The organism is Ktedonobacter sp. SOSP1-52, assembly GCF_016587395.1.
Genome location: NZ_BNJH01000002.1, coordinates 2091096 through 2111632 on the forward strand (window position 1 = coordinate 2091096; position 20537 = coordinate 2111632).

Below are 20537 nucleotides of genomic sequence, written 5' to 3' on the forward strand. Positions count from 1 at the left end.
CCCCTTCCTCCTTATATGTTTAAGATTGCAGCAGCCAACGATTACGCATGAGCCAGAGCCTGACCAGTTCAATCTTAAAAGTATATTCAGGATTACTTGTGTTACGCCCTCCCGCGTGTTCATCGAGTATCAAACTGTTGCGCATCCGCTCTAAGGCAGGACGAATCTCTCTTTCAGCCATTCCTAAGTTTTTCGTCAGTTGCCGCAATGAAATCATGGTGTGCTTCGAATAGGCCATAATTTCAAGCATCTCATCTAAAATACGCGGCTCCAGTTCACCATGCAGTTCTTGTCGATAATATGAAAAGCTCTGCTCACCACCGGCCTCGATGATATGATCTACCGCCAGCTGTAAATCTTCATCCGTCACCTGCTGCTTCTGCGCATGATCGTTAAGCAGGCGCACAAACTGCATCCCAATCAGGGCCATATAGTAGGGATTGCCCCCTGTTAATTGCACAGCTTGATGCACCGTTCGAGAGGAGATAAGCACCCGCAATTCTCGTAGTGGCTCCGTCAGTAACCTCTCTGCGCTTGCCTGATCCAGAAAAGGCATGGGCAAATTTTGCGCAAAGCTGAAGGCATTGACAAACTTTTCAGAGGCAAGCAGTTTATGCGAACTTGTAGGGAGGGCCAGGAGCAAGCTTGTCTGCGAGATATCACTCAATAATTCGCGCCAGTAGGTAAAGAAGCGCAGCTCCAACACACCATTCTCATATGCCTGTAAAGCGCCTCCAAACTCATCTAATATTAATACCAGACGTGAACCGGGCGCACGCTCTAAGCAACGTTGAATAAAACGGCGGAAGCAGGTATGTACATCGCTCAGGCCCAGGGTGTCCCACTGGGGTGCAGGACGATCAAAATGCTCTTGAAAACTGGCGCTAATCTCGCCCGCCATATCACGTAAGACACGCTCTTCGTTAAAGCGAGTTGCGCCCTGTAGGGAATAGAAGACCCCCCAGGCTGGAGAAGTAATATGCCGTCTGAGAAAATTTTTGCATAGCGATGATTTGCCAGAACGGCGGGGGGCATATAGCACAACCGCTTTCCCCTCGCTTCCTTCACACAGCTCTCGCGCCAGATAACGCAGTTCGCTCTCACGCCCAAAGAACATCTTTGATGAGGCTGGACGCGAGATATCATAAGCGTTTCTTAAAGTGGTGGAACGAGGCCCAAGCGAGGAAAGTACATCGTGCCAGTGCTCTTCCTGAGGTTGAACAGGCTTCTCCTGCTGGTGCTCACGTATACGCTGATAGATATAGGGAACGGTGCGAGCCGCGTCTACTTCGACCGAGGTCACGCCATTAATTGATTTCAGGTCGTTGATGATCTCTGCTACCTCGCGATACTCATAGAGTTCCGTCACAAAGCGCGCTTCCGCCTTTTTAAACTTCAAGATCGCGTCCGCATTAATGGAGAGCAGAGAGCAGTGGCGCCGGCGCAGCTTCTTAGCAATATCCAGTACCAAGCCACGCCGGTCCTCCGCCACGACAAAGAAAGCAACCTTAAAGGCTGGTGGACGATATTGCCACTGCAAAGGAATAAGGTGCGCGCGTTGCTCATCATTAAGACGTGTGATATGCAAACAACTAAGCGTATGTGCCACCAGTTCACGGCTATTTTTCCCCTTGTAAGCAACGATTGTTTGCTCTGAGGACATAGGTTGGCAAGAACCACATAAACGTGGTGGATGCGAGTAAGAGTCGCCAAGGAGGGCCTGAGGAATGAGATCAGCTGTCTCTTTAGCAACCTCCAATGTATGGATCTCGTTGTGCTCAGCACGACGCTGGATAATCTGCTGCGCAGCCCACTTAGGTGTATGCGGATCTTTACCATCACTGTTAAGTTGCTCCAGGTAAGCCTGGCGCGTACCGAGTTTCTGACGTGTCACCAGCAGACGTAGCTCCTCATCTAATTCCTCAAGCGTAAGTGGATAGTGATAAAACTCAAGCGCTTCACGAATGAGTTCATAACTACGAAAGTTATGCAACTCTTGTTTTAGCAGTGATTCAATATGAGCTTGTGCCTGGTCAGAAGTCGCATACTTATCATCCAGCCAGTAATCCTTCACTTGCGTTTCACGTGCTGTCCTGACCTCTACAATGTCACCCGCATTCAACTCATGGAACAGTTGTGATTTACGGTTATTGATAAAACCTTCCACCGCACGTGATCCAATATCAGGATCAAGTTTATACGCGAAATCTAAAACCGTTGCGCCCTTGGGAAGACGTATAGGGCGATGATTATGGCTCTTGTCATAGACAATAATAGGATTGGATGCTACATCGTATTCATCTAGCATCTCCGCCTTTTCCATGCCATCTTTAATGGCGGCATACATATTGCCCTCTTCACTAAACCAGATAGATCGCGGGTCCATGTCATGCATACTTGGCACTGCATTGCGAATTGCGGCTTGCGCCTCATCATATAAAGCATAAATCTTCTCATTCAAACAGCCATAATAAATACCAGCCTGAGTTACTTTGGTGCCTATCTGAAAGAAACAATTATACGTAACCTCTCCATCGGGAGCCAACCATGACAGTTTCCGTAAAGATTGCGTCGAGGGATTGAGCGATAGACCAAAGGAGAGATGGCAATAGCCGTTAGGTTTGGGGTGGGCAATTTGATCAGTCACACGATCTTGCAGGGTACCTAGTTGAAAAAGAGCACCCATAGCTAAATAACAATCATAAATTACAGGCGTGATGACATCAAAATTGACAAGGTCAAAGCCATACAGCCGCTCTTTCTGAGAAGTAGCTGTTGTATGTGTATCCTGGCTTCTACGCTTTAACCCGGCTACCCCACAAGGCATCCACACGACATGCACTGGCCTATCAGTAACCTCTTGACAAAATTGTTCAAAGATTGATCTTAAGCTTTCAATTTTGTCCATATCGCGCGCGAAAATTTTTTCGTAGCGCTGCTTATCCTCTAAAAATGTCTTTGGATGAATTAGCTCCTCAGCAATGTCTTCAATATGGCGCTTAAAATCCCACAAGCCCAGGCGCTTGGTAATATGAATCAGCGTCCTCTTAGCACTCTGGACATCATCCAGCAACTTGCCAGCCAAAGGTTGATGTGTTGTATGCTCTTTTAATTCACAGAGCGCCTGGTAATGCACAGCCAGGGCTATTAATAATGCGCCCAGATCAGGATAGGGCGGTATCAGGAGATTAGCAAGCTGTTCCTCTTCAATGTAGCGGGTATAGTGGAGGGAGGACTTAAAATGAGCGCGTACCTTCTCCGCGCCAGGGAGCGTCACGTGACTCAGCAAGGTCTCATCATAGGAACGCAGGTAACCCGCGATGACCACAGGCTCGGGCAGGCCCCAGTCACGCAACTGATCGCCAACACTCCAGGCATCATAGCGCACGTTAAATACATAGGCATAGGGTGGCTTTGGCTGTCCCTCTGCTTCGTGAACTACCAGCGTGATGAAATCACGCCACTCAGACGAGATAGTGGTAGGCGTAGGACGCCAGGGGGAGAGGTCCAGGCTTGCGTATGTCTCGGTCATGTGCAGTACTCTCTTCCTTGCCGTATGCACGTAACACTTCTTTTCTACGAAGCCTTCCTTAAAAATATTACAATATGTACTATACCATAAATACTCTGCCTAAGAAAGCTTATAGTTCCCTTAATTTCACCTGGACACAAAAATATTATAGCGTATTACATTGATTTTTACGAATGTATTGATCATAATATTAATAGCGATGATAAAAACACAGTAAGCGTTTCCCAGCTTCTTGTGAGGTGATGCATGCAAAACGAGCAACCTCTCTTCTTATGTGATTCAAACGCTCCTGTAGATGTCATCCTCGTACAATTAGAACCGCGTATTCGTAGGCTGGTACATCGCCTCGCCAATCCTGGCATGACCGAATGGGAATGTGACGAGATAGCCCAGGGCGTTCTCATTAAACTGGCTCGTCTGCTTCCACGTACGACTATAGAGCATCCCCAGGCATACCTCCAACGCGCGGTAAAGAGCGAAATTATCGATCACTGTCGGCGACGCCAGCAGACATATCCTCTGCTGACAAACGACGAGGGAGAACCTCAAGGAATACCACTGCTAGCCCTTAGCCAGGGCATGGGTGATCCATTGTATGAGATACTCCAACGCATCGCCTTCGAAGAACTCCTTGATAAGCTCGTTGCGGCAATCCTTACGCTCCCTCCTGTACAGAAGAAGGCCGCCATCTGCCACTTTCGCGAACAAGTCGACGATTTGTCAGCTTTTGTCGAAGCTTTTAAGCATCATAATGTAGATATCACGCTTATTCGTCCACCACAGGCACGCATCGATCAACAGCGCTTACGCGCCTCGTACTACGTGGCACGCCTGGCCCTGGCAGAGAAGCTTAAGGAAACCTCTATGTATAGAAAGACTGATCGCTACGCTATCGTTTCCGCTTCATAGATTCAATTCTTCTGGATTACACCATGGGCATGCGCTCAATGTGCAGCCCTTCCTGTTCATCGCGTGGTGAACGTCGACTCTGAATACGGCGCATGGCCAGCCCTATACGCCGTACTCCCTCCCTGATCTGCACTTCATCGCTTACGGCGTAGCTCAGGCGGATATACTGTCGTCCACCACCATCAATATGAAAAGGCTCTCCCAGGACAAACGCGACTCCCTCCTGGGCGGCCTCTCGTAAAAGCGTTCGTGCACGCATATCTCCCGGGAGGCGACACCAGAGATGGAAGCCGCCTCGCGGCAACGTCACGCGTGTTCCCGCCGGCCAGTACTCCTGAATCGCCTGAAACATGACATCGCGCTGCCGTTGATACTGCTGGCGCACCCTGGCCAGGTGAGGATCCAGCATCTGGCGCTGGAGTATCTCTGACACCAGCCATTGTCCCAGGGCCGTCGTGTTGAGGTCAAAAATCTGTTTGTGGAGCGAGAGGCGTTCGATGAGGGGTTCTGGCGCCGCCAGCCAGGCCACGCGCAAACCAGGAGCCAGGAGCTTTGAATAGGTACTGAGGTAGAGCACGTCTCCACGTGTGTCCAGGGCCTTTAAGGGTTGGGGCGCTTCACCCTCAAAATAAATCTCACCATAGGGATCATCTTCGAGAATAGGAACCTGGTAACGTCGTGCCAGGGTCAACAGGCGCCGTCTACGTGCAGGTGACATAATTACGCCCGTAGGATTTTGAAAGGTTGGCAGCGTATAGATAAGACGCGGACTGCGACGAGCTAAGATGGCTTCCAGAAGATCCAGGCGCATCCCCTCATTATCAATTGGGACCCCTATGACCCTGGCACCAAGCGCGCGAAAGGTCTGGATCGCGCCCAGATAGGTAGGCACCTCGACCACCACCTCGTCCCCCGGATGCAGCAAGAAACGCCCCACAAGGCCAATCCCCTGCGTTGAGCCTGAGAGCACCAGGATATGTTGAAAATCAACGGGCACACCATGCTTACGCATCCGTTCAGCAATGCCACGCCTCAGGCTCTGTAAACCTTCGACCGGACAATACCCGAGCGCGTTCTGCCGCGCGGTGAGTAAATCATCCCGCACTATTTCGCGTAACAATTCAGCTGGAAGCAAACCCTCAGCAGGCGTGGCTGCCGCCAGAGAGATGACCTCTTGCTGATCTCCCAATGAGGTAATCTCGCTCATCAGGCGCGCATCATGTCCCAGAGCCAGTTCCTCTTCGGCCGAGAGACTAAACAACCAGGAGGGCATATGCTGTTCAAATGGCTCGTCATCCAATTCTCGTGCCAAATAGGTGCGCTTCACCAGCGTTCCCCGACCAACATGCCCCTCGATCAAGCCCTCGCTCGCCAGTTCATTGTAGGCATTCATGACCGTTGTGCGATTGACATGCAGTTCTCGTGCCAGTGCGCGTTCGGTAGGGAGGCGCGTGCCCTCGGGAAGCTCACCGCCCAGGATCGCATTGCGCAAGCGTTCGTAAATCTGGCGATAGAGTGGGACACCATTCGAGCGCTCAAGCTGAATCATTGCCGATACCGAAGCGGTAAACAGGGGCAACGGTGAATGCTCCTGTGATTGCTCAAATTTATGGGCCATACGTCTTTTCCCTTCATTGGTTGACACCAATCTCCCCTGTAAACAGACTATACACACCTGCTTTCTTTTAACTATACCAGCCAATCAGGAACAATGCATAGGCCAATATATCAAAAATAGAAGAGCCAATCTTTGGTGTAAGCAATACACAAAGGGAGCAGCAGGACTGCCGCTCCCTTTGTGTATCATAGTCATCTGGCCAAGACGATAGGAACCTTGTCTAGCCTTTAGGGATAACGCTACCTAATAGCTGGGCTGAGCGAATCTCACGTAGTTGCCAGAAGGTGGACGCTGCCCAAAGAGCAGGTAGAGGAACTGACCCACAAAGGGCAGTAGCCAGACGATCAGCAACCATAACAGCTTTCCAGTTGGAGAGTGCTCATCTTCCAGAATCATCACGGTCTCGATAACGTGTCCTAGCAGGGGTACGAAGACACAGACAAGAAACAACAGCGTATTAAAGAAACAACCTCTATGTCCACTCATCATTACTGAAATCTCCTTTTTGTGATACACAGGTTTTTATAGCGTATACATAACCTTACTTTTTTTATCATAAACATACATCTGCGCCGCTTGCGCCTGGCTACTTACTATACGAGCTACGCAACACCTTCGTTGCAGAGAAAGGCGATAAGCGCCAGGAGTTCATCATCGCAAAACACGCTCCTGGACATCCTTCTCTCTTCCTCTCGTTCTGGATTAACCCCTGCATCCTCCCAAAGCCTTCCCCTTACATTGAAGCGGTGCGCAATGTGCAATGGAAGATCGACCCTCTGCCTTGCGCGCTCTCCACCCAGACCTTGCCGCCATGGAGCAGGATGATCTCGCGCACAATAGAAAGCCCCAGGCCACGCCCCTCAACCATTGCCGGACCAGAGGGAAGGCGCTTGTAGCCTTCAAAGACATGCTCAAGTTCCTCGGGAGGAATACCAACGCCTTGATCACTCACGCTGATATGCACAAAGAGATCTTCTAACTCACTCACGACTGTAATAGCGCCTCCATCAGGCGAGTATTTGATCGCGTTATCCAATAAGTTGTTCAGGACGATCATGAGCTTCTCGCGATCTCCCCAGAGAATCGGGAGCGCCCTGGCGAGCTGTAGCCGTAAGGTATGCTTCTGCGTATGGCGACGCATTCGCGCAGCCGCCTCATTAATAAGCGCGTTAAGATCAAACCAGTTAAGGTGGAGCTGTATATGATCCATCTCAAGGCGATCCAGGTCGAGCATATCATTGATGAGGCTTACCAGGCGTTGCGCGTCCTCGCGAATATCGGTCGCGTATTCTCTGACCTCAGAGAGATTTAGCTCATTACGCTGCAAGATCTCACTAAAGCCTTGGATGTCCGTTAAAGAGGTACGAAATTCGTGGCTCACAATAGAGACAAGATTGCTCTTCATGCGATTGGTCAACTCTAACCTGGCGTTGCTCTTTTGTAATTCGGCGACCGCGTGATCGCGCTCATACTGCGCCTGCTCACGTTCGACGAGGAGCGCCGCCAGGCGCGCGACACCCAGAATCAGTGCGTCATCTTCACCAGAAAGGAGCGGCTCTTGAGCGCCATAATCAATAAGTAGTACGCCCCTCAGCTTCTGATAGCGGGAGATGGGCGCAACCAGTTTATAGGATGGCTGATCATAAAAGAGCGTTGTAGCTGGCTCAAGAGGTATGCCCTGGTAAAAACGCCGTATTTGCTCGTCACCTCCCAGGAGGGCATGCAGCGAAGCTCCCTCAAGCCGATTACGCCAGAGCAGCTCCAGGTCAGAGGCAGGACTCAAGACGATGGCGGGGGATAAGAGCTGCGTCTCCTCATTTAAGAGCAAGATAGCAACACAGGAGCAATCGAGCAAGCCAAGCGGGAGTTGCGCCAGGCCACGCTCAACCTCGGTGAAACGTTCCAGAGGCTGCGCCACGTTTGTGGCCTGTGCGATGAGCGTCCCCGTGTCTTGAGGCTCCGTCACCATCGCCTCGGCCATGGTGAGCAAGGCTTGCAAGGCACGTTGTGAGCAGCGTTCAGCCCCCCGCTGATCCGTCACGTCAATACAAATCATGACCCCGCCCACAATGGCTCCCCGGATGTCGTGGATGGGTAGGCCAGACATGGTCACATGCATAGGATGCTGCTCGGGTTGATCCTTGGGGCGGATGCTGACCACGCGATTCTTCTGTATCTCGCCTCGCAACATACACATCATGGGCCACTGCTCCAGCGCAAGAACATGCCCCTCCTCATCCTCAAACTGAAACTGCTCACTCAGGGCTTGCAGCGTCTGCTGGCCCGCTTCCTCAGCCGAGAGCTGGAAGGCACGTTGGAGCGGAAAACTCAAGCGCTTAATATGTCCCTGCGGATCGTAAATGGAGATGCAACGGAAAACAGTTTCAAAAATAACCTCAAACTCTTGCAGGCGCTCTTTGCTATCGCCTTCGGTCAGACCAACCTGCCGCAACAGAGTATCGAACACGTAAGCATAGGGAGTGAAATCACTAAACAGGGTAAAAATACGAGAGGGTTTCTGCGCACCGGGACGAATTTGTGGGATAGCACTCATCATAAGCCAGCGATAGCTCTGCTCATACTCATTGAAGCAGCCAAGCATCATATCGCGTACAGGCTTGCCCTGTTGAAGCGCCAGCGCCGCCGGTTGTGCCTCCAACGGACAGGGGGTTCCATCCTCACGAAGCGCCTTACCCAACGGGTCAATCGTTGTCTGCCCTAACAATTGCTCGCGCGTCATGCCTAACATGGTGAGGGCTGCCTCATTTACCATCAAGATACGTCCCTGCTCATCGGAGCAGAGCGCCCCCTGATCCATGGTTTCAACGAGGAAGCGAGAGGCCTCATCTGTAAATGTAGGATGCTCTACAGCGGTAGTCAAAGAAGGCGCGACAGCGCTTTTCTTCTGGCTGCGGGTTCCACGCTCCCATTTTCTGCTTTGTGCCATCTGTCTCCCTTTCTGCATGCCTGCCCAGGCATAGGCTCATCCTATCGAGAAGTATCTATACTTCTAGTGTAAGCCCAACACAAATAAGGGAGAACAATGACCAGTATGAAGGGAAAGCGAATTTTTCATTAGTGGGGAGAGAGGCGACAGTGGTGTGTAGGTCACCACTACCGCCAGAAAGGGAAGGTATAGCCACGCCTCTGGAGCACATCGCGAAACCAGGTCACGGGATCCTGGTTCTTGGACTCGGTATGGCTATCGGCGAGAAAGAAGCGGGCATACAGGGGCAATGAGGAGCCAATTCGCTCCAATAGGAGATCGATCCGCTCCTCAGCGTGCTGCCACCGACCTTTACGGGCGCCCAGGCGCCAGCTATTATACGCCTCATCGTGCAGTTCGATAATATCTAGCAAGGCAGGATCATGGATATAACGCTCAGAGAATTTGCGCGCGATATAGGCATGGTGATTGGTACCAATTTTAGGGCGTGATTCATCCACGCGATATTTAAAGGCATCATGGGTCAATGCAATCAGACGAAGTGCACACCGCTCCTGCGCGGCCGATGGAGGTTGTTGCCGCTCGATATTCGCAAGCACATCGGTGATATGAAATTTAACGGGTCCCTCAAGATGACCGGTTCGCGGTATCCCCCATTCCACACCGGTCTGCCACTCGGGGTCTTCAGCAATTTGGCGCTCCAGGGCAGTTTCCAGGGCAAAAGGTAGTGAAATCATGGCCCTCCCAGACTCATTGATGGGTACAAAATACATTAGAATTATGAGATAAATTGGCTGGCAAGCTTCATGGCCAGAGGATGATAATTATATTGGTAGCCTCCCACAAATTGTACAATACGTCCACCCCAACCGCGCTTGAAACGGTATACACCCGCCATTGCCTCTTCTTCATTGTCTGTGTCAGGAATACCCCAGAAATCATAGCTTACGGCTCCGTGGGCCCTGGCCCAGCGAATCGCCTCCCACTGTAAGAGATAATTGGGCATGAGCTGACGCTTTTCATTGCTTGAAGCGCCATACATGTAAATCCCTTCGCGCGCATACAGCGAGACAAAGATGCCTGCCAGGAGTTGCCCCTCATGCTCGGCCAGGAAGAGGCGCAGGTGATCATCTGGATGAAAGCATTGCCAGGCTCGCTGGTAGTACCGCAACGTATGGATCCCAAAGCTGTCACGCTCACTGGTCGTCTGCATTAAGGCATACCAGGTATCGACATCTTCTAGTGTTTGCGCGACGCGCACCGTCACACCACGCTTACGTGCCAGGCGCACATTATACCGCCACTTCTCCTTCATTTGCGCCAACAGCGTCTCTTCTGAAGGTGTCACATCCAGGGTAATCGTGCGCAAAGGCTGCACTGCAGGAACAGACTCCATTCCGGTACGCGCAAAATAGCTCTGAGCCCAAGAACCTGCTGGCGAATCAGCCTCCAAGTTACACTCTACACGTAGCGCCATGGCCCCCTGTTGGCGCAGGAAGGCATGCAAATGTGTAAAAAAGGTCTCGCATAGTTCTGGCTGCGACCAATCGAGCACTGGACCGCGAGGGATATATGCCAGGTGTCCCAGGCGTGCAGGTACACGCGAAACCGTGCGTTGCAGGACCTGCGCGGCCGCGACGATCCGCTGTTGCTCATCAAAGAGCGCCAGGCGCAGAGGGCGCCAGTTCGGCGACGTTTTCAACTCTCCCCAGTTCCAACTTTGCAGGAGATGACCATAGGTATGTTCGGCCACAAAGCGTTCCCATTGCCAACCATCAGCGGACGCAAGGGGGCGCAAAGTATACCTTTGAACAAGAGATGACATGGTAAGCGCACCAACTTTCCCAACACAAAAACTCCAACTGTATTACCTATCATACCATGTTGAACGAGGGAGTAGGCTTATTATGGCAGGGCGCCCAGAGCTAAAGTTACACATGCTATAATACAAACTGCAATATATTGAGTTAGAGAGGCAAACGAGAGAAACGCTTCCAACCTCAGCATTCTCAGTCATCGCTAGAAGCTGGAAGAATACATGCGTTTGTTGTCAACATGTGTGGAGGTGCTTCCATGTGACAGCACATGTGACATCAGTGAAATGGAAGAGGCATCAGGCATGCCTCTACATCCTCCATGCCTGTTTCTGTAAGGGGGGAACCCCATAGGCATTCGCTCTATGGGGCTCGTAATGGGGATAGATCGGGTTGGACTTCCTGTAGGTAACATATTCTATTCTAATATGATCATGAACAGAAATACGTGTATATCTGGAAGAGCATCCCAAAGACATGTGTACGATGATAGTGCCTTGTGTCCCCATGTGCTCATTTGAGCGTGGTAGCCTGAAGACCTTGATCAGAACGGTTGAGAGCATGCTGCACATGAACGTGCCCAGTTGTGAAATTGATGTCATCCCAGGTCAAGGCAAGCAATTCTCCCTGGCGCATTCCTGTGGTTAATGCCAGCATATACAAGGCTTCTAGCGCGTCACCATGAACAACAGCCAGAAAGCGCCGAGCTTGCTCAACTGTGAGTGCCTGCACATGGCTTTCTTCCTTGGGAACGTTCGGAGGATGAACAAGGGTACAAATATTGTGGGAAACATGCTGCAAAAAGAGAGCCTCGTTCAACGCTTGATGTATCACACAATGCAGATGGCGAACGGCCCGAGGAGCATACCCTTGTTTCCGTTTCAATTCATACAGCTCTTGCAAGTGCTCTGGGTGGAGCCTCTGGAACTGAAGGGAACCAAGGTGAGGAAGGATATGCCTGTTGACCACGCCCGCGGTAGCCCTTATAGGTTCGTTCGCGGACACGAGGCTGAACACGATACAGCAACCATTTGGTGAAAACCTCCTCAACAGTTTGGTTACGGGTACTGACCAGTGTGCCTTGCATTTTGGCCATGACCCATGCCATTGGACGAAAGCAGTTGAGTTTGAGAGCCAAACTGCCTGCTTCATTCCTTTCCTTATGAGTTGAGGCATGAGGAGTTACAGCTCCAGTACTCAATAACGCCACTGGCAGATATTCTGCTGATTATATTTGGTGGACTCTTTCAAGAGATATATGACCTCTCGCGGAAATGGAAAAGCCATTTGATGTAGAGCGTTTGCTCTCCCTGATACAGGAGATTCTTGAGAAGAGATGTCTGTCCCTCCTGATCCTTGATGCCCATCCAATTTGGAGCTGCCCCTATTGGGTAGGTGCCGAGGCCGAAGAGAGCCATGAGTGCACAAACGATCTCTTGTGAAAAGGGAGAGACGCAGTCGCTCACCAGAAGATCCCTACCAATGGTGAAGCGTTCATAGCAAGAGCACAAAAGAGGCTGAAGGGATGTGGTTTCACTTCCGCCTCTCCCTCTTTGTTCTCCAGAACCTGGTTACAGGGTGGCCGCTATTCCCTTTTTCTTCAACAACCCATGGATGTTACTCAATAGTTCCTCTCTGTCGTGAGGTTCTATACGCTTACCTTCATCAAGAGGAGGGAATCCTTCTGACACAACTTCTCTGCGTCCAACGGTATCAGACTCTACAGAGTATCGCGATAGAATCGCCTCTGCCAAAGTGGGTCAACACCAAACACCGGAATTTTGAGGGGTTTTCTGTCGGGATCCCAACTATGCCGCAGGGTCGTTCTGAATGGTGGCGTGTCTTGATCTGCTTTTTTCAGCTTTCAGCGAGGTTTTGAGGCCTCTTTTTCCACGCTCACCGTCTGGTAAGGGTGCCTGCTCAGGGAATAATTTGCGAAAGATAGCTCTGTCGAGGTTTGCGTCTCGTAGGTCCACTTTGTCAAGGTTGGCCTCACGAAGGTCGACTCCAGCCATATTCGCTTTGTGAAACCTCGCTTTGCCGAGGATGGTTCCAGAGAAATCCACGCCGCGCAGATCCGTATTGTTGAGGTCAGCGCCCATCAGGTTTGCGTTATGGAAGAGAGCACCGCGTGCGTCTGCCCCATACATCCGTGTCTTCATGAGATTCGCGTTACTGAGATCGGCTCCTCTGAGATCGGCATTGCGCAAGTCCGCTCCGTGGAGGTCCGCCCCTCGTAAGTTTGCTTCACATAGATTGGCTTCAGTCAGATCGACTTCGTGGAGATCGAATCCCGTGAGATCTGCTTTGTGGAGATCAACGCCATGAAGCTCTGGCTCGAATGCCTGTATTTCAGCATAATCGTGTCGCCATGTATTCCAAAGTGTTTTGCCTTCCGCGAGACGCTCAAGAGGGGATTGATTGACCATGTACTTCACCTGCGGTTCTACTTATTGCATCGATTACATATTTCTGAAGGCTGACATAGGGAAAGAAGAAATGCACCAGAGAGAACGAGACCATCTCAGCTCGACGAGATTGTCGCCGATGCGTCCAGTGGCGCAGGCGGCGATGAAGCGTCTGGGGTGATCTTGGACGAGGTATCCCCAGCGTTCACCGGCATCAGCTTCGTCCTGGCTTCCTTTGCTCTTAAGCCGTTATCCGTCGTAGCGGAGCACCAATTTGATGTAAATGGCTCAAGATCTCTGTCAGGGATTGCCAGACACTTGTCTCATGATAGGCAATGGCATATGCCTGACAAAATTCCTTGACAATAGGTTGGGCTGCCTTCAACTGGTTACGAGCCATACTCGGGAATAAATGATGCTCAATCTGATAATTTAAGCCCCCATAGCAAAAATCAGTCACGGGATGGGCATGGATATTGCGAGCCGTCAGCACCTGCCGGTGCAGGAAATCCATGGCACTCTCTTTCTCAAGCACTGGCATCCCTTTATGATTGGGCGCGAAAATCGCTCCGAGATAAAGCCCGGTGAGAGCCTGATGCACCACCACAAACAGAAAGGCCGGCCAGAAAGGGAGCAATATGAACACGCAGGCCAGGTACACCACAACGTGTGCAAGCATCAGAACCCATTCGAGCGCATAATACCTCGCCTTCTTGTGCAATAGGAAGGTAAAACTATTATACTGAAGTCCTAGAGCGACCGTCAGCAATGCGGGAAGGAAGAGCCATGCCTGATATTTCACGAGTACTTGCCTGACCCTCCCTATCTTAGCAAGGTCGGCTGTGCCAGTAAAATCGAGGAGAGGGATCGCAAGGTCGGGATCGGTGTCTACTTGATTGGGATGGCTATGGTGTGCATTATGCTTCTCAAGCCACCACCCATAACTCATGCCAATCAGCAAATCTCCCCCGATGAGGCTCACGAGGTCGTGTTGCCAGGCGTGATGAAACATCTGCCGATGTCCAGCTTCATGGCTCAGTAAGCCAATCTGCGTCCAGACAAACGCCAGATAGGTGGCATTCAGTAGTTGGAGCCACCAGACGTGGACAAAGAGGAGGAAGAGCACACCAAGTCCAAACATAGCGCAGAGCAGGGCAATCCGGTAGATGTAGTACGTTGGCTGCTTCTCCAGCAACCCTCGTTGCTTCAACATGTGTTTTAATTCAGCATACGTTCCCTGTGATGTCTCCTGGGAGGAAGACGTCAGTGGTGGCATATGCGAGGGAGAGAGTGTCTGGTGCATGGGAATTGTCCTTGATTCTTGTATGGAATGCTTCCTGCGTTCCAGGGCATAGGGGACACTAATAGAGAGCTTAGCATTGCTGCTAGCATGTCGTGCTCTTTGGGAAGAGCTGTTCATTCTGCGGAAACTCATCCCTTATGGACGTTGTATCCCTGCTCATTCATTCGAGGTCCGAAAAATTCGATGCGGTAGACACCATCTGGGCATCTGATCTCATGATAGTAGCAGAATTGGGGGGAGATGCTGTGGAGATCACTCCGGTCATGCGCCTCCTGTGATGCCAGGAGAGCATACCCCTGTATTGCCCTGGCCCTGTCTGAATACTCATGGACTTGCCCATCAGCAGCAATCACGGTGTAATAGGTCGTATAAAGAAACTGCATACATGGGCGAAGGAAGAGCATATTACGGTGCGTGCTGCCATTGAGAAGCGTGGCAACGTCCAAAGAGAACCAGGCTCTCCAGGAAGCATTGGCAGCATGGCCTCGTTTGGGGTCGAGATAGTAGACGGCATATTCACTCCCAGAGACGACCTCCGGCATTACTTTGGCATTTCCATAAATGAGAGTGTACACGTTTCTATTTGGCCTCCATGTCTCAGAGGCTGTTTTCAAATGCTCCCACCGATGCTCGCCATAGAGCAAGACAGGGCATCCTTCTTGGTAGCTGGTACCTGCTTCTTCTGGTGAGATTTCCCTCCAGGTGGAGATGGGGATGGAAACGTTGGTACTCTTCTTGGCAGGCAACCGCTCCGGTAGCTTTGATTTCCAGGACTGCGACGAAAGAGGAGCGTCGACATCAGTGAGCTGCTTCATGGCCCGTGTGAAGTCAGGAACAGAAAGCTCGCGACCATCGCGCAATTGTGCGTGATATGTCCTCTCAAGAAGCCATTGTTCGCTCTGCTGTTCAGAAAATGGGGTAGTCATTATCATCATCTTCGCCCTTCGTTATATGTGTTCTAAAGGAGCGAACGGAAGCGTAAACCAGAAAGTTGATCCCTCTCCAGGAGTGCTTTCGACGCCTATCCGCCCGTCATGGCGCTCAATAAGTGTTTGGCTGATATAGAGACCTAAGCCCAGGCCCATCCCTGATCCACGTTTCGCTTCAATCTCTCCTATCCGATAAAATTTTTTCCAGACCTGCTGCTGTTGTGTTTCAGAGAGACCTGGCCCCTGATTATGCACTGATACGCATACCATTGTTTCTTCTTGCTCCAAGCGAACATCTATCGGCGTGTCGGCTTCAGAGTACTTGAGCGCATTGGAGAGATAGTTGTTGACCACCTGTCCAACACGGTCCGCGTCGGCCCATACCTCTGCCTGGGGAACCAGGGTATGCCAGCGAATCGTACGCGTAGGGGCAAGGATGCGCTGATCTTCAACCACCTCGCAAACAATCCTGACCAGGTCGCACCGGGTACGCTGCAGGGTGAATTGGTTCGTCTGGATACGCGAGATATCAAGAAGATCATTGACCAATCGATTTTGCCTCTTGATCTGGCGCTCGACACGATCAAGCAAGCTCCGAGCCGTGGTGAGGGCCTGGGCCGTGGTTTCGTCGAACGTTGTTCCCTGTTGTTGAAGGCGTGTGAGCTGGAGTTGTGCGAGTTGAAGATTCCCTGTCATGGAGGTTAATGGCGTTTTGAGTTCATGGCTGGCGATGCCGAGAAACGCATCCATCTGGCGTGCTGTTTCCTGCAAGGCTAACTCACGTGCCCTCGCTTCGGCTTGTTCTTGCAGGAACTGTTCCCGCTCGGTAACATCCTGATTCATCTCCACGATGACCGCTGTTTGACCAGCCTTCGCAGGCACGAAGATCTGGCGACTCTCCACGATCAAGCGTTTTCCATCGCGCGACGTCTGGGTGAGTTGCCCTTGCCAGTGTCCACGTGTGGCCAGGACGAGAGCGACCGCCTCACGCGACGCGTAAAAGCAGGTCTGCAAAAGGGTGTGGATATCCTTCCCAATAGCTTCCTGCTCGGTCCATCCATAGAGCGCAGTCGCCCCCTGGTTCCAGACGAGAATACGGTCGTCTGGGCTATGGATGATGATAGCATCGTGGGCTTGCGCAAGGAGATCTCCCTGCACCTGGACGTTCTGCGAGCGTGACGTCTGTTCCTGATATGTTCTCATAAGATACTCAGCAAAGGGACGCGAAGGATCCATTGGTGTTACAACCCTCCAAAAACGCGCTCTTCCTCTAGCGGCTTGCTGCGTTATGACATGGGTACCAATTGTATTCATCACCACCATGTTCCGTTGTGCCAGGAGCGGATGGAGGACAGAAGAGGAACGAACATCGTCTTGTTCGGCGCGTTGCTGCTCAATTTGCTGAGGGGTATGCCCATAGTACACACTGGCAGCATGCACTTCCTGCAACAAATCATGCTCTGACAGCGCGAAAATGGCATCTAAGGCTCGCAGCAAGTTCATTCTCCGATTCAGCAAGACGAGACGACCATGGGCAAGGCGCTGTGCCAGATCCTCATGAGGAGGAAGAACAGTTGCAGCCTTCTCGATTTTGCGCGTGAGACCAGTAAAAGCTAACCCATCCAATTTTCGCTCGAGGAATGCCACCACTGGAGCCGTCTTTCCCTCCTGCCAACCCTGTAAGAGACCTAAGCACATGTTCCCCTCATATCGTCGGCTGTGCGTCGAGACATTCAGGAGGTGGTCTTTACATGCACAGATCCAGAGGGCATGAAGATAGTGGACAGTTTCAGCAACAGGAAATGCTGAGAAGCGCCGCTGCCCATGTACGTCCTGAATGAAGCCAAGACTTGCCTCAAATTCGGATTGTAGCCGCTCAAACGCTTCGAGTTTCTGCGTTACCAATACCGTTCTCACTATTGCTTCTTCCATAGCAAGCTCTTCTTTCTTCGCTTCTCACACCTGGGAACTGCCAGAAAGAGGCTCTTTCGAGGCACACTCGTGGCAGCACCTGAGAGGCGTTAGAGTTGTATATTGTGGTGAGGTGAAAGGCTTTCCATCTCAAACGCGGCATCAGATGCGCCGCCATCGTCGAGCCAACATCCTATGGCCTCAGTCTCGGAGGCATTGCCATCATCACGCCAGCGTTCCGTTACCTCAGCCTCAGAAATCACCTCTAAGAAGGGGTCATCAGGATGGTACGTTCTGGCTCTCGTTTCCCGCATCACCTGGGTTGCAGGAGCAACGCATGGTCGTCCTCGCTCCTGGTCATAGCAGTCATACACCATCTGATCAGTGCGCTTTGGGTGCGGTTTCTGCCCTGGAGGAAGGGGGGTGACCGGCGCGCCGAGCTTAGATGTCGGCCATGCCGGGTAAACATACGGAGTTTGAGCATGCCTCTCCGGCATGGTCGTCTCTGCGAAGTTGCCTTGGCTTGCACTACCCTCTCTCGCAGAGGAGCCCTGCACAGATGGAGAGAAGCATTGCGCGATCACGACTGTTTCTGGATGCTCATCTGGTTGTGCGTTTCTCATCGCCTTGACTGGCTGCTGTGTTTCTTGAATGGTGCTCATAGGAGTTGCCTTTCTTGCGAGAAACCAGAGGAGCGCTTCTTCGGTTGAAGGCGTGCCAACCGGGAGCGGACGCTTGAAACAGTGTCATCGAATACATTGTGTCGCTTTTTCTCAGTGGGCTCGTTGGCGCCGGTCCTGTATTTCCCTGAACCAGAGAAGAGTGATCAGGAGGACAAAGAGCACTAAGGGGAAGAGGAAGAGTTCCATAATCATGTGATCCTGTATGGTTTGCCTCCAGATACATATGCCTGAAGGAAGAGAGGAGGCACAAACGCGAGAGCGCAAACGCGACCATTGTAGCAATCATGTCTGCTGAGTGGAGAGAAGAGCGCTCAGAACGTTGGTAGTTACAAGGAACATGGTGTGAGAGGCTTGACTCAAGAAAAGATCTATGAGCTACTTTTAGTATACACTATTTCTGAGAAAAATACAAATATATATCTAAGCTATGATATTTTGATTTCATAGCTTTTTTATGAAAAGTTCAACTAGTAAATAGAATATCCCCAGATCCTGGGCATATGAAGACGCAATTCACGCTCTTCCGGCTCGCTCAAGGGGGGCAGGGGATATTTCTGGGGGCGAGCCATTGCTCTTTTCCTTCTTTCTCTCCCCTCATTCTCTATCATCTCTGCCTCCCTACTGTTGCTCAATTGCTAGCTGATCCACCAGGTTACACTCAGCCAACACGCACTGGCCGACCAATTTCTTTCACCTTCTGTTGTTCTTCTTTAGGGCGTATCAACGTATAGCCAACGCCAGTCACGGTGAGAATAGAGTGTGGATTACTCGGATCAAGTTCCACTTTCTGGCGGAGATGGCGTATATGTGCTTTGACCAGACAGGTATCACCATCGCCATCATATCCCCATACATGGGTTACGATTTGATCGGCTGTGCAAACATCATTGGCATTCATAGCGAGCAGATGGAGTAGCTTACTCTCTGTCGGCGTCAAATGCACAGCTTTTCCACGAATTCTCGCTTCATTATGCAGCGAATCAATACACACAGGTCCGACCGTTAACACCGAAGAAGGGCGACGCTCCAATGTTGAACGCGCGCGTCGACTTACAGCCCGAATACGTGCCAGTAATTGTGAAGGGAAGAACGGTTTGCGTAGATAATCATCGACCCCTGACTCCAAACATCGTATTTCATCCTGCACATTTTTGCCCTCTGTGATCACCAAAACAAGCGTATCATGCTTCGTACGTAGATCCTCACACATACCCAGGATATCGACGCCTTTTAGTACTGGATCCACAATGACGAGGTCTGGCTGCTGCTCCAACCATTCACTCTTAGCTTGCTCGCAAGTATACGCCCAATAGACTTTATATCCAAGTGTTTTGAGCCAACTTACGAGCATTTCCACCAAATCACAGTCACTATCAATAACCAGTATTTTCATCTGGTCTGCTCCCTATCTATCAGCCGGCTCACAAGAAAGCTAGCGACCAACCCCACAATCAGCCCTACAAGAAGGCCTCTTGGGATAAGAGTAGCTCCCAGAAGAAGTTTTGCAACTCTCATGATCTCGTCCTTTGCTTGAAACGATACCCCTGTATCGTTCTCAATAGAGTCAAAACATGCACGTTCACCGCACACCCATCACAGCATCTGAGGGGCGTTGCTTCCATGACAACGACAACTTCCAGCAGTCATCTAACGCGGGAGAGAGAACTCCTTCAGAGGAACATCGTTGGGTGGCTCACGTACTGCCCTGTCCGCCTTCTGGTGTGTCATCTTTAACATCGGTTCAATCAGGTCGATTGGTAGCGGGAAGATAATCGTCGAATTCTTCTCCACCGCGACCTCTGTCAGCGTTTGCAGGTAGCGTAGTTGTAGCGCGGCAGGCTGTGAGCCAAGAATTTCGGCGGCTTGAGCCAACTGGGTCGAGGCCTGTAATTCTCCCTGAGCATGAATCACCTTCGCGCGCTTCTCGCGCTCTGCCTCCGCCTGCTTGGCCATGGCACGCTGCATCGTGACAGGTAACTCAATATCCTTGATCTCAACTGCGGTCACTTTTACGCCCCATCCCTCCGTCTGCTCGTCAATAATGGTTTGCAAATCACGGTTGACCTTGTTGCGCTGCGCCAATAGCTCATCCAGTTCCGATTGACCGAGGACGTTGCGCAAGGTCGTTTGACCAATCTGCGTGGTTGCCTGGTGAAAGTCCATCACATTGACGATAGCCGCAATGGGATCGACGACGTAGAAGTAGAGGACTGCCGTCACCTTGATCGTGACATTATCACGGGTGATGACCTCTTGCGGGGGCACGGTCAGCGTGATAATTCGCAAGTCGACCTTACTCACGCGTGAAATGAGCGGGGGAACGAAGATGAGCCCGGGACCCTTTGCTCCGATTAAACGTCCCAACACGAAAACCACGCCGCGCTCATACTGCTGCACCACGCGAATCGCAGAAAACGCGACCCACACTAGCAGAGCCACGATGACACCATACACAAACATGGCAAAAAGATTCATGACAAGCC

General features: G+C 51.3%; 15 protein-coding genes. 1 reads left to right on the forward strand and 14 read right to left on the reverse strand.

All coding sequences use genetic code 11. The features are described from left to right. Positions 1-19: 19 nt before the first annotated feature. Entirely contained in the window at positions 20-3532 is a 3513-nt protein-coding gene (locus JMJ16_RS24450) for an ATP-binding protein (protein WP_201385720.1), read from the reverse strand. 246 nt (positions 3533-3778) lie between these two features. Between JMJ16_RS24450 and JMJ16_RS24455 the strand changes: the two genes are divergently transcribed. Continuing rightward, the gene (locus JMJ16_RS24455) at positions 3779-4441 is read left to right on the forward strand and encodes an RNA polymerase sigma factor (RefSeq protein WP_201385722.1); all 663 of its coding nucleotides are present in this window, start codon (positions 3779-3781) and stop codon (positions 4439-4441) included. A 16-nt stretch (positions 4442-4457) separates the two neighbouring features. Here JMJ16_RS24455 and JMJ16_RS24460 read toward each other — a convergent pair whose 3' ends face one another. From JMJ16_RS24460 to JMJ16_RS24520, 13 genes are all read right to left on the reverse strand, one after another. After that, positions 4458-6059, reverse strand: a complete 1602-nt coding sequence (locus JMJ16_RS24460; RefSeq protein ID WP_201385724.1) for a PLP-dependent aminotransferase family protein — start codon at positions 6057-6059, stop codon at positions 4458-4460. 243 nt (positions 6060-6302) lie between these two features. Then, complete coding sequence (locus JMJ16_RS24465; protein ID WP_201385726.1) at positions 6303-6548, reverse strand: PLDc N-terminal domain-containing protein; 246 nt, start codon at positions 6546-6548, stop codon at positions 6303-6305. Between the two features lie 244 nt (positions 6549-6792). Continuing rightward, positions 6793-9006, reverse strand: coding sequence for an ATP-binding protein (locus JMJ16_RS24470; protein ID WP_201385728.1), 2214 nt, complete (start codon positions 9004-9006; stop codon positions 6793-6795). A 167-nt stretch (positions 9007-9173) separates the two neighbouring features. Continuing rightward, entirely contained in the window at positions 9174-9743 is a 570-nt protein-coding gene (locus JMJ16_RS24475; RefSeq protein WP_201385730.1) for a hypothetical protein, read from the reverse strand. 41 nt (positions 9744-9784) lie between these two features. Beyond that, positions 9785-10831 carry a peptidoglycan bridge formation glycyltransferase FemA/FemB family protein gene (locus JMJ16_RS24480; protein ID WP_201385731.1) on the reverse strand — a complete coding sequence of 349 codons (1047 nt, stop codon included), beginning with the start codon at positions 10829-10831 and terminating at the stop codon, positions 9785-9787. 502 nt (positions 10832-11333) lie between these two features. Beyond that, positions 11334-11552, reverse strand: a complete 219-nt coding sequence (locus JMJ16_RS24485; protein ID WP_201385738.1) for a tyrosine-type recombinase/integrase — start codon at positions 11550-11552, stop codon at positions 11334-11336. Positions 11553-12628: 1076 nt separating this feature from the next. Beyond that, complete coding sequence (locus JMJ16_RS24490) at positions 12629-13249, reverse strand: pentapeptide repeat-containing protein (protein WP_201385740.1); 621 nt, start codon at positions 13247-13249, stop codon at positions 12629-12631. Positions 13250-13469: 220 nt separating this feature from the next. Further along, on the reverse strand, positions 13470-14531 hold the full coding sequence (locus JMJ16_RS24495; RefSeq protein WP_201385742.1) for an acyl-CoA desaturase: 1062 nt from the start codon (positions 14529-14531) through the stop codon (positions 13470-13472). 128 nt (positions 14532-14659) lie between these two features. After that, positions 14660-15457 (reverse strand): hypothetical protein, encoded by a 798-nt coding sequence (locus JMJ16_RS24500; protein ID WP_201385744.1) that lies wholly within the window; start codon positions 15455-15457, stop codon positions 14660-14662. Positions 15458-15478: 21 nt separating this feature from the next. Next, entirely contained in the window at positions 15479-17392 is a 1914-nt protein-coding gene (locus JMJ16_RS24505; RefSeq protein WP_201385746.1) for a PAS domain-containing sensor histidine kinase, read from the reverse strand. A gap of 89 nt (positions 17393-17481) precedes the next feature. Beyond that, positions 17482-18033, reverse strand: a complete 552-nt coding sequence (locus tag JMJ16_RS24510; RefSeq protein WP_201385748.1) for a hypothetical protein — start codon at positions 18031-18033, stop codon at positions 17482-17484. Between the two features lie 679 nt (positions 18034-18712). Continuing rightward, positions 18713-19447, reverse strand: a complete 735-nt coding sequence (locus JMJ16_RS24515; protein ID WP_201385650.1) for a response regulator transcription factor — start codon at positions 19445-19447, stop codon at positions 18713-18715. A 254-nt stretch (positions 19448-19701) separates the two neighbouring features. Next, a complete protein-coding gene (locus JMJ16_RS24520) occupies positions 19702-20529 on the reverse strand; it encodes a slipin family protein (RefSeq protein ID WP_201385750.1) in 828 nt (275 codons plus the stop codon). Positions 20530-20537: the final 8 nt, after the last annotated feature.

Bases quoted from the DNA above. Each gene is read 5' to 3' on its own strand.
- JMJ16_RS24450 (WP_201385720.1), bottom strand. From the start codon at position 3,532: ATGACCGAGACATACGCAAGCCTGGACCTCTCCCCCTGGCGTCCTACG.
- JMJ16_RS24455 (WP_201385722.1), top strand. From the start codon at position 3,779: ATGCAAAACGAGCAACCTCTCTTCTTATGTGATTCAAACGCTCCTGTA.
- JMJ16_RS24460 (WP_201385724.1), bottom strand. From the start codon at position 6,059: ATGGCCCATAAATTTGAGCAATCACAGGAGCATTCACCGTTGCCCCTG.
- JMJ16_RS24465 (WP_201385726.1), bottom strand. From the start codon at position 6,548: ATGATGAGTGGACATAGAGGTTGTTTCTTTAATACGCTGTTGTTTCTT.
- JMJ16_RS24470 (WP_201385728.1), bottom strand. From the start codon at position 9,006: ATGGCACAAAGCAGAAAATGGGAGCGTGGAACCCGCAGCCAGAAGAAA.
- JMJ16_RS24475 (WP_201385730.1), bottom strand. From the start codon at position 9,743: ATGATTTCACTACCTTTTGCCCTGGAAACTGCCCTGGAGCGCCAAATT.
- JMJ16_RS24480 (WP_201385731.1), bottom strand. From the start codon at position 10,831: ATGTCATCTCTTGTTCAAAGGTATACTTTGCGCCCCCTTGCGTCCGCT.
- JMJ16_RS24490 (WP_201385740.1), bottom strand. From the start codon at position 13,249: ATGGTCAATCAATCCCCTCTTGAGCGTCTCGCGGAAGGCAAAACACTT.
- JMJ16_RS24495 (WP_201385742.1), bottom strand. From the start codon at position 14,531: ATGCACCAGACACTCTCTCCCTCGCATATGCCACCACTGACGTCTTCC.
- JMJ16_RS24500 (WP_201385744.1), bottom strand. From the start codon at position 15,457: ATGACTACCCCATTTTCTGAACAGCAGAGCGAACAATGGCTTCTTGAG.
- JMJ16_RS24505 (WP_201385746.1), bottom strand. From the start codon at position 17,392: ATGGAAGAAGCAATAGTGAGAACGGTATTGGTAACGCAGAAACTCGAA.
- JMJ16_RS24510 (WP_201385748.1), bottom strand. From the start codon at position 18,033: ATGAGCACCATTCAAGAAACACAGCAGCCAGTCAAGGCGATGAGAAAC.
- JMJ16_RS24515 (WP_201385650.1), bottom strand. From the start codon at position 19,447: ATGAAAATACTGGTTATTGATAGTGACTGTGATTTGGTGGAAATGCTC.
- JMJ16_RS24520 (WP_201385750.1), bottom strand. From the start codon at position 20,529: ATGAATCTTTTTGCCATGTTTGTGTATGGTGTCATCGTGGCTCTGCTA.